Here is a 9,541-nt window from a genome sequence, read left to right on the forward strand (position 1 = left end):
TTCCCTACCGATTCCCGGACGGCCAGCTCCGGCGTCAACGTTAAAACATTCGGTGGAGAGTCCGGATCCGTCATTCGATACAGTAGGGTATCGATAGCAAGCTCGCCCAATTCATCCTTAGGTTGCTGAATGGTCGTTAAAGGCGGAGAGAGATAGCGTGCCAGTTCTATATCGTCATACCCCATCACAGCCACATCATCAGGAATAGACAACCCGGCCTGATGCAACGCACGGTAAACACCCACCGCCATCGCATCGTTACAGGCAAAGACCGCTTCGGGAGGCTGCTCTAGCGTCAGCAACTGTTGCATTGCACGATAACCAGAAGCAAATTCGAAATCGCCGGAGACTTCATAGAAAGAAGGACGGTGCAGTCCCGCATCGTCCATCGCTTTACGGTAACCCTCCAGACGATTGTGCGCCGTGGTTTTATCCAGCGGCCCGGTAATGCAGGCTATACGGCGATAGCCTTGCGCTATCAGATATCGCGTCGCAATCTCACCACCCTGCAGGGAATTGTCTTTAATCACCCCGCCACAACCTTCGAAGGGCGCCCAGTCCATCATGACTGTAGGTAAAGAAGGGTAGCGGGCCATGATGTCTGGAGAAAGCGCGCTGCTTTCCGAACACATTAATAGCAAACCGTCCACGCGCTTTTGCAACAGCGTCTCCAGACTGCGACTCATGCGCTCAGGGTCGCCTTCCGTGTTGCACAGAATCAGACTGTAGCCACGTTCGTAGCAGCTGCGCTCCACGCCGCGCACAACCTCGGCATAAAAGGGGTTGCTGCTCGCCGTCAGCAGCATACCGATCGTGCGGGTTTGATTGATTTTCAGACTGCGAGCCAGCGCGGACGGCGCGTAGTTCAACTGCTTAACCGCCTGCAAGACTTTCTCGCGCACGGCTTCACTGACAAAACGGTCGCCGTTGATAACGTGAGATACCGTCGACGTGGATACGCCCGCCACTCGGGCGACATCTTTCATCGTTGCCAAAAATCACTCCTGTTCCTGCAAAAAAGCCTCTATTTCATTACGCCATGGTACAGACGGCTGACCACCGCGTCGCGTTACCGCGATCGCCGCCGCCGCATGTGCGAAACGAACGGCCTCCAGCATCGGCATCTCTTCGAGCAACCCCGTCAGCAAAGCGCCGTTGAAAGTATCGCCCGCGGCGATGGTATCGACAGCCTCCACGTGAAACCCCGGGATCAGCTGCCCGTGACCCTTTTCGCTCACCCACGCGCCGCGACGCCCCAAAGTAATAATCACACACCCCACACCTTTATCATGCAGCGCCTGCGCCGCGCGCTGAGCATCAGCGTCGGTTTCCACTCGAATACCGGTCAGATGCTGCGCCTCGGTTTCGTTAGGCGTCATCATATCCACCAGCGATAGCAGTTCATCTGGCAGAGGACGCGCAGGCGCGGGGTTGAGAATGACACGGGTGCCGTGTCGCCGCGCTAACTGAGCGGCGGCCATCACGGTTTCTAACGGGGATTCCAGCTGCATCAACAGCGCGGATGCCTCTGCTATCTGCTGCTGAAACCGCGCCATCACGACAGGACTTAAGGCTGCATTCGCCCCAGAGTGAATGGCGATCATATTTTCAGCGTCATCGTTGACCCAAATCAGCGCCACGCCGGTCGTCTGACCGGGGACCGCCTCCACGGCGGAAATGTCGACGCGGTCCTCCGCCAACTGCTGACGAATACGCTGACCGATATCGTCGGCCCCTACGCAGGCGATAAAAGCGATATCCGCCCCACCGCGCCCGGCCGCAACGGCCTGATTGGCCCCTTTGCCGCCAAAGGCCACGTTATAATGCTTACCGATCACCGTTTCACCGGGTGAAGGGAACTGCGCCAGATTGAGAATATGATCCGCATTGATACTACCCAGCACCACCAGTCTTCCGGCTTTCATCGCACGCTCTCCCAATGAACACGCCGCGTTGAACCGCGGCGCATCCGTCAATACGTTATGGCTTAGTCATTAATTTCAAATCGACGGGGATCACCGCAGGCACCTGTTCGCCTTTCAGGACTTTATCCGCCGTCTGAACGCCGATGATACCAATCTGGTCAGGGCGCTGAGCCACCGTCGCAGCCAGCTTGCCGCCGTTAACGGCTTTTATCCCGTCCGTCGTGCCATCAAATCCCACCACCAGCACATCATCTCTGCCCGCCGTCTGTAAAGCGCGCAGCGCGCCCAGCGCCATTTCGTCGTTTTGCGCGAACACCGCTTTCACCGCAGGATGCGCCGTCAGCAGATTTTGCATGACGTTCAGCCCTTTGGTGCGATCAAAATCCGCCGGCTGACTGGCCAGAATGTCAAAATGGTGCTGCTTTGCCGACGTCATGAAACCGCGACCGCGTTCGCGGGCCGCCGATGTTCCCGCCAGTCCTTCCAACTGGATGACCTTCGCGCCTTCACCCAGCTTACCGGAGATAAAGTCTGCTGCTGCGGCTCCGCCAGCGGCATTGTCCGATGCCACATGGCTGACGACCTTACCGCTGCTGGCAACGCGATCCAATGTAATCACCGGGATGTTGGCCTGATTGGCCATTTTGATGGCATTTCCTACGGCATCGGAGTCCGTGGGGTTAATCAGCAGCAGCCGGGCGCCGCGAACGGTCAGGTCCTGCACGTTTGATAACTCTTTCGCCGGGTTATTCTGCGAATCCAGCACAACCAGGTTATAGCCTTGTTTGTCCGCCTCTTTCTGGACGCCATCCTTTAATGAAACAAAGAAGGGATTGTTCAGCGTCGACACCACCAGCGCGATGGTCTCTTTGGCCGCAACCTGAGCGGAGAGCGTTGCGCTTAAGGCAACGGCGGAAATTAACGTCACAAGCGTTTTGATTTTCATCTTTAAGATTCCTGTTTCAATGACGGTTATTTACTGCTTTTGTTGTCTACCAGAACCGCCAGCAGAATCACGGCCGCTTTGACGATCATTTGGTAGTAAGACGATACGCCCAGCAGATTCAGCCCATTGTTCAAAAATCCAAGAATCAATGCGCCAATCAGCGTACCCATGACACGCCCTTTACCGCCCGCCAGACTGGTGCCGCCCAGAACGACGGCGGCGATGGCATCCAGCTCATAGCCCGACCCCGCCGTAGGCTGAGCGGACGACAAACGAGCGACTTCAATAATGCCCGCCAGCGCCGACAGCAGACCGCACAGCGCGTAGACCGCGATTTTGACCTTATCCACGCTGATGCCGGAAAGGCGAGTCGCCGCCTCATTGCCGCCCAGTGCATAGATGTAGCGTCCGAAGCGGGTGTGATGGAGCACATACCACGCCGCCAGAAAGACGCCAGCCATTAACCAGATAGGCGTCGGCACGCCCAGCGGACGCCCAATGCCGAACCAGCCCAACACGTCCGCCGACGCCGAAAAACCGGCGTTGATCGGGCTGCCGTTGGTGTAAACCATGGTGACGCCGCGTAACAACAACATCATGACCAACGTCGCGATAAACGCCTGGACGCGACCTTTAGCGACAATGAAGCCGGTGCCTGCGCCGATGGCCGCCCCCAACCCCAGCGCGGCGAACACCGCCACCAGCGCATTGACCTCCATCCCCACCAAAGACGCCGCCACCGCGCCCGTTAGCGCCAGCAGCGATCCGACGGACAAATCAATGCCTGAGGAGAGGATCACCAGCGTCATCCCCACCGCCATAATGGCGTTGACCGACGTCTGCTGCAGAATGTTGAACAGATTGTTCAGGGTGAAAAAGTTGGGGCTCAACGCCGACACCACCGCGATAAGGATCAGCAGCGCGATTAACGACTTTTGTTCCAGCAGCCACGCTTTGCCGAAGCGGCGCTTTGCGAGGATAGTGTGAGTGCTCATTTCGGCCTTACTCCTGCTCTATGCTGTAGTGTGGTTTTCCGACGGCGGCCGCCATCAACGCTTCCTGCGTCGCTTCATCGCGGGAGAATTCGCCGCTCAGACGCCCTTCGTGCATCACAAGGATGCGGTCGCTCATTCCCAGAACTTCAGGCATTTCCGACGACACCAGAATGATGCTCAGCCCTTCCTGCTTGAACTGGTTAATCAACTGGTAGATTTCCTTTTTGGCGCCGACGTCCACGCCGCGAGTCGGTTCATCAAGAATCAACACCTTCGGCCGCGTCATCAGCCCGCGCGCTATCGCCACTTTTTGCTGATTGCCGCCGGAAAGTAGCCCGATGGGCTGATCCATGGAGGGCGTGCGAATATGAAACAGGCGGATAAAGTCGCTCACGGCCTGCGCTTCCTCACCGTGTTTCAGCGTTCCGTTGGCATGGCTGAAATAACGTAGCGCCGTCAGAGACATGTTTTCTTTTACCGACATGCCGAGCACCAGACCGTCGCGCTTGCGATCCTCAGAGATATAAACGATGCCGTTCGCCAAACCGTCTTGCGGCGAATGCGTCACGACATCCCGGCCATCCAGCGTTACCGAGCCGCCCGTGCGGGGCAACGCGCCGTAGAGGACTTTCATCAGCTCTGTGCGGCCTGCGCCCATCAGACCGCAAACCCCAAGGATCTCGCCCTTGCGCAAGGTAAAACTGACCGGCTGTACGCCCGGCCCGGAGACCCGATCGACGCGCATCCGGATTGCTCCCGGCTCCTGAGCGAGGCGGGGATATTGATCTTCGAGCTTGCGACCCACCATCATCTCGATCAGCCGCTCTTCCTGCAGATCGCCTATGGGAAGCTCGCCGATAAACTGCCCGTCGCGCATCACCGTGACATCGTCGCACACCTCAAAAATCTCCTTCAGGCGATGGGAGATGTAGACCAGCCCGCAGCCTTGCGCCTTCAACTCGCCGATGACGCTAAATAAAGAGGCGGTTTCGGTATCGGTCAACGCGTCCGTAGGCTCATCCATAACGATGACCTGCGACTCAAAGCTGAGCACCTTGGCGATTTCCACCATTTGCTGATCGCCAATCGACAGATCTCCCACCGGACGACGGCTGTCATAACGCAGGTTTAACCGTTGCAGCAGGCGATCCGCCTCGGCATACATGCGTTTCCAGTCGATGCGGCCGAGCGGCGTCGTAAATTCACGTCCAAGGAAGATATTTTCCGCGATGGTCAGCTGCGGGATCAGATTCAGCTCCTGATGAATGATGCCGATCCCCGCTTCCTGCGACGCTTTGGGTCCGCTAAAGGCGACGTCTTCGCCGAGAAAACGCAGGCTCCCGGCGTCTTTGCGATAGATCCCGGTCAACACTTTCATCAGAGTGGATTTGCCCGCGCCGTTCTCGCCCACCAGCGCCATGACTTTGCCCGGATAGACGTTCAACCCCGCGCCGGATAGCGCTTTAACGCCCGGAAAGGATTTGGTAATGCCGTGCAGTTGCAGTAAAGGTTGCATAGCGGCCTCAGAAAGTGACGCCCGCGCACAGGATGACGTTCGCATAAGGGGAGCACTCCCCGCTGCGGATCACGGCCCGGCATTGCGCGCTTTGCTGTTTGAAGGCGTCATGGGTGACGTAATGCAGCGAAATCGTATTGCCCTGACGTTGTTCAAGCTGCAGCAAATGCTGCAATAACGCATCGTGGATGCGAGGATTGTTCTCGACGATCTCGTTGGCCAGAATGGCCGCTTCCACCTGCATTTCCGCCGTCACCGTCGCCACCACCGGCATAAACTCGGGCACGTTGTGAGTGAGGGCCAGATCGATACGGAGGGTCGTCTCCGCCACCGGCAGTCCGGCATCCGCAATCGCGATGCTATCGGTATGCCCCAGACGGGCTATCACCTCGGAGATCGCGGTATTCAGCAGCACACCTTTTTTCATCATTCCCCCTGAGCGAAACGTTTCGCGTGCCCGGATAATGAGCAAACCATGGTGGGAAGACAATCAAGATGTAGCCGAAATGTGATCGCCATCGAAACGTTTCGCTCGCGCGATAAAAACAGGGGGGAGAACGTACTAAAGGAAGGAGAAACCGAAAGAACAGAAACTGGGGCGGGGAGACCCGCCCGGAGAAGAGGAACGTTCGAGACGCGTTAGTTCTGGATTTTCTTCACCTGTTTCACATCCAGCTCTGCGGAATTGAAACCTTTATCCAGCTCGCCTTGCAGCTCCACCTTGTCGGTCGGCGTCACGCTCTGACCGTTCCAGTATTTGTCGTCGATCTCGACCGTTATCGTGCCGGTCTCATCGCGGAACAGGTAATCCTCGCTGCCGACGCGGCGCTCAATATGGCCGCGCACAGTCACCCAACTGTCATCTTTCAGATCTTTGGCTTTCGCCACCGTCGTCACGCTACCGTCGGGACCAGAAAACCCGCCAGCGGAATGCGATGAGGACGCGGACGCATTAGGCTCCACAAATCCGCCGGTCTGGGCGGCAAAAACCGGGGCGGAACACAGGGCGGTGATAGCGAATAATGCTGCTGTCTTTTTCATAAAAAACTCCTTAATACCGTTGATTGCCGTAGGGTAAAACGGCGTTTTATTTGCCTTACAGCGCCACTAAAACAAAATGTTCTTAACAGGATCTTAAGGATAGCCAATTATCCATTATCTTTATCAATACGGTGGTCGGCGCCACATTTCCGGGCCTTTGGGCTGTTCTCTCAGTACCATCCCCCGATAACATCCCCTCAACACAAGGCGGGAGAAAATGAGAATACTGCTGATAGAAGATGACCGGCTGATAGGCGACGGCATCAAGGCTGGATTGACCAAACTGGGGTTTAGCGTCGACTGGTTCCTGCAAGGCGAACAGGGGATGCAGGCCTTGCACGCCGCCCCTTACGACGCGGTAGTGCTGGACCTGAGCCTGCCGGAAATGGATGGTCTGGTCATCCTGCGGCGCTGGCGGCAGGCCGGAGAGTCAATCCCGGTGCTGATTCTGACCGCGCGCGACGCACTAGAAAACCGGGTTCAGGGATTGCAGGACGGCGCAGACGACTACCTGTGTAAACCGTTCGCCCTCACCGAAGTGGCCGCACGGCTGCAAGCGCTGATCCGCCGACGTCATGGCGAGCTGCGGCCAAAGCTCGTCTACAACAACGTGGCGTTAGAGCCGGGCACACGCACCGTCACCGTCGACGATTGTCCCGTCGAATTGAAGTCGCGCGAACTGGCGCTGCTGGAGCTGTTCATGATGAACGCCGGTCGGATTCTGACGCGCGCTCAGTTGGAGGAAAAACTGTACGGCTGGGACGATGACGTTTCCAGCAACGCCGTGGAAGTCCACATTCATCATCTACGCAAAAAGCTGGGCAGCCGCGTCATCCGTACCGTCCACGGCGTAGGTTACCGGCTGGGAGATGCCCCGTGAAAAGATTAAATCTCCGCCTCCGTCTGCTGCTGGGATTCATGCTGCTGACGCTGCTATGCTGGGGCGCGGCCGCCATCCTGGCCTGGCAACAGACCCGGCACAACATCGACGAACTATTCGATACCCAGCAACTGCTATTCGCCAAACGGCTAGCCACCCTCACGCCGCAGGATCTCCAGCCACAGGCGCTGCCCGCCGCCCGGCAAATCATGAAAAGGGCGCGCGGCGAGCAGGATGAGGATGCGCTGGCCTTCGCCATTTTCCGGGCCGACGGGCAGCGGGTGCTGAGTGATGACGACAACGGCAAACGGTTTGTATTCTCCGACTATCAGCATGATGGATTCACCACCGGCCAATTACACAATGACGACGATCTCTGGCGGCTAGTGTGGCTGACCACGCCGGATAAACGCTATATCGTGGCCGTCGGGCAGGAGGTGGAATATCGCCACGATATGGCGCTCGCTATCGTGAAAACCAATCTCACGCCCTGGCTAGCCGCCCTGCCTATCATGCTGATCTTGCTGTTCCTGCTGGTCACCTACGAGCTGCGGCCGCTGACGCACATCGCGCGCCAGCTCCGACAGCGTCGCCCGGATGACGAGTCACCCATCGCTACGCCAAGACTGCCGCAAGAAGTGCGCCCGCTGGTGGACGCCCTGAACGGCCTGTTCGCCCGCATCAACGCCATGCTGATGAGGGAGCGACGTTTCACCTCGGATGCCGCCCATGAACTGCGTAGCCCGCTGGCCGCGTTGAAAGTTCAGGCCGAGGTTGTCCAACTCGCCCATGACGATGAAGAGATGCGTCAACGCGCGCTCGGCCAGCTGGACGCGGGCATAGACCGGGCGGCCCGGCTGGTCGATCAGCTGCTGACCCTCTCTCGTCTCGACGTCGACAACGATCCCGCCTCATCGGAAACGGTCCATTGGCAGCCGCTGCTTCAACAGGCCGTTGCCGATCAGACAGAGGAAGCCCGGCGTCAGGGCGTGACGCTCAACCTTAATACGCCAGAAACGCCGGTGGTCACGCCGGGCAACACGCTGCTGCTGGCACTGCTGGTGCGCAATCTGCTGGATAATGCCATTCGTTATGGTCGTAACGGCGCAAGCGGCGTCGTGCGCGTCAGGCTGACGACAGAGGGGTTGGAAGTGGCCGACGAAGGGCCGGGCGTACACGAGGAGATATTGCTGCGGTTGGGCGAACGCTTCTTTCGTCCGCCCGGTCAGGAAGCATCGGGCAGCGGACTGGGCCTGTCGATAGTGAACCGCATCGCCCACCTGCATGGTATGACGACACGGTTTGCGAATCAGCCGGGCGGCGGATTATCCGCCCAGCTGACCTGGCCGCTAACCCGGGGTCACTAGATTTCCACCTGAATCCCCAGCTCAATCAGCCGGTTAGGTGGAATTTCGAACTGATCGGCGGCTCTCAACGCGTTGCGGCTCAGCATCATGAACAGCTTGCCGCGACCGCGCAGATACCACGGACGTTTGCCCATAATCAGCGATTCGTTAGACATAAAGAAGGTGGTCTCCAGCATCTGACAGGTTAAGCCGTCCTGCCAGCAGCGGTGGAAAACCTCTTCCACGTTGGGCGTTTCCCGCCATCCGTAGCTGGCGATGACCCGCCAGAAAGAAGGCGAAAGCTGTTCGACCGTCACCCGGCGAGCATTGTGTACGTACGGCGCATCTTCGGTCCGCATCGTCAGCAGCACCACGCGTTCATGCAACACCTTGTTATGTTTCAGGTTATGCAACAGCGCGAAGGGGATGACGTGCGTTGCGCGGGAGAAGTACACCGCCGTGCCCGGCACCCGCACCGGCGGGTTTTTCTCCAGCGAAGCGATCATCGCCTCCAGCGAGTTGCCGTGTTCATTCAGCCGCCTCATCAGGCGGAAACGCTCACTCTTCCAGGTGGTCATGATGACGAACATCACCATCCCCAGCGCCAGAGGCAACCAGCCGCCGGAGAAAATTTTCACGGCGTTGGCCAGGAACATCGGTACGTCGATTATCAGCAGCGCCGCCAACACCAGATAGACCACATAGCGATACCAGTGCCAGTTTTTAACCGCGACGATGCACACCAGAATACTGGTCAGTACCATCGTCCCGGTGACCGCAATCCCATAGGCCGCGGCCAGTCGACTCGAGTGTTCAAAGCTGACGATCACCAGCACCACCGCCACATACAGCAGCCAGTTGATCACCGGAATATAGATTTGCCCGGACTCCA

The 9,541-nt window shown here is 58.1% G+C and carries 10 protein-coding genes; 2 read left to right on the forward strand and 8 right to left on the reverse strand.

What is annotated here, in order from left to right:
• The 7 genes from rbsR to Q7O77_RS10415 form a co-directional block, all read right to left on the reverse strand.
• A partial coding sequence (gene rbsR, locus Q7O77_RS10385; protein ID WP_304166672.1) for a ribose operon transcriptional repressor RbsR occupies positions 1-995 on the reverse strand: 995 nt, incomplete at its 3' end.
• 3 nt (positions 996-998) lie between these two features.
• Positions 999-1,925 carry a ribokinase gene (gene rbsK / locus Q7O77_RS10390; RefSeq protein WP_304166674.1) on the reverse strand — a complete coding sequence of 309 codons (927 nt, stop codon included), beginning with the start codon at positions 1,923-1,925 and terminating at the stop codon, positions 999-1,001.
• Positions 1,926-1,980: 55 nt separating this feature from the next.
• Positions 1,981-2,871: a ribose ABC transporter substrate-binding protein RbsB gene (gene rbsB / locus Q7O77_RS10395; RefSeq protein ID WP_085650595.1), complete on the reverse strand. Its 891-nt coding sequence runs from the start codon at positions 2,869-2,871 to the stop codon at positions 1,981-1,983.
• Positions 2,872-2,897: 26 nt separating this feature from the next.
• Positions 2,898-3,866, reverse strand: coding sequence for a ribose ABC transporter permease (rbsC, locus tag Q7O77_RS10400; RefSeq protein ID WP_094117954.1), 969 nt, complete (start codon positions 3,864-3,866; stop codon positions 2,898-2,900).
• Positions 3,867-3,873: 7 nt separating this feature from the next.
• Positions 3,874-5,382, reverse strand: coding sequence for a ribose ABC transporter ATP-binding protein RbsA (gene rbsA / locus Q7O77_RS10405; RefSeq protein ID WP_304166680.1), 1,509 nt, complete (start codon positions 5,380-5,382; stop codon positions 3,874-3,876).
• 7 nt (positions 5,383-5,389) lie between these two features.
• The gene (rbsD, locus tag Q7O77_RS10410) at positions 5,390-5,809 is read right to left on the reverse strand and encodes a D-ribose pyranase (protein ID WP_304166682.1); all 420 of its coding nucleotides are present in this window, start codon (positions 5,807-5,809) and stop codon (positions 5,390-5,392) included.
• Positions 5,810-6,021: 212 nt separating this feature from the next.
• Positions 6,022-6,423, reverse strand: a complete 402-nt coding sequence (locus Q7O77_RS10415) for a YgiW/YdeI family stress tolerance OB fold protein (RefSeq protein WP_304166685.1) — start codon at positions 6,421-6,423, stop codon at positions 6,022-6,024.
• 217 nt (positions 6,424-6,640) lie between these two features.
• On the opposite strand from Q7O77_RS10415, the gene qseB reads away from it, so the two are divergent.
• Positions 6,641-7,303, forward strand: a complete 663-nt coding sequence (qseB, locus tag Q7O77_RS10420; protein ID WP_304166687.1) for a quorum sensing response regulator transcription factor QseB — start codon at positions 6,641-6,643, stop codon at positions 7,301-7,303.
• On the forward strand, positions 7,300-8,670 hold the full coding sequence (qseC, locus tag Q7O77_RS10425) for a quorum sensing histidine kinase QseC (RefSeq protein WP_304166690.1): 1,371 nt from the start codon (positions 7,300-7,302) through the stop codon (positions 8,668-8,670). Before qseB ends, qseC begins: the two co-directional genes overlap by 4 nt.
• Here qseC and Q7O77_RS10430 read toward each other — a convergent pair.
• Positions 8,667-9,541: KUP/HAK/KT family potassium transporter (locus Q7O77_RS10430; RefSeq protein ID WP_304166693.1), on the reverse strand; the 875-nt coding region annotated here is incomplete at its 5' end. The two genes, qseC and Q7O77_RS10430, sit on opposite strands and share 4 nt — an antisense overlap.

It is taken from the genome of Lonsdalea britannica, from assembly GCF_946477055.1.
Taxonomy (GTDB): Bacteria; Pseudomonadota; Gammaproteobacteria; order Enterobacterales; family Enterobacteriaceae; genus Lonsdalea; species Lonsdalea britannica_A.

What these genes read in the sequence shown, in the direction of transcription:
- rbsK (WP_304166674.1), bottom strand. Translation starts at nt 1,925, where the DNA reads ATGAAAGCCGGAAGACTGGTGGTGCTGGGTAGTATCAATGCGGATCAT.
- rbsB (WP_085650595.1), bottom strand. Translation starts at nt 2,871, where the DNA reads ATGAAAATCAAAACGCTTGTGACGTTAATTTCCGCCGTTGCCTTAAGC.
- rbsC (WP_094117954.1), bottom strand. Translation starts at nt 3,866, where the DNA reads ATGAGCACTCACACTATCCTCGCAAAGCGCCGCTTCGGCAAAGCGTGG.
- rbsA (WP_304166680.1), bottom strand. Translation starts at nt 5,382, where the DNA reads ATGCAACCTTTACTGCAACTGCACGGCATTACCAAATCCTTTCCGGGC.
- rbsD (WP_304166682.1), bottom strand. Translation starts at nt 5,809, where the DNA reads ATGAAAAAAGGTGTGCTGCTGAATACCGCGATCTCCGAGGTGATAGCC.
- Q7O77_RS10415 (WP_304166685.1), bottom strand. Translation starts at nt 6,423, where the DNA reads ATGAAAAAGACAGCAGCATTATTCGCTATCACCGCCCTGTGTTCCGCC.
- qseB (WP_304166687.1), top strand. Translation starts at nt 6,641, where the DNA reads ATGAGAATACTGCTGATAGAAGATGACCGGCTGATAGGCGACGGCATC.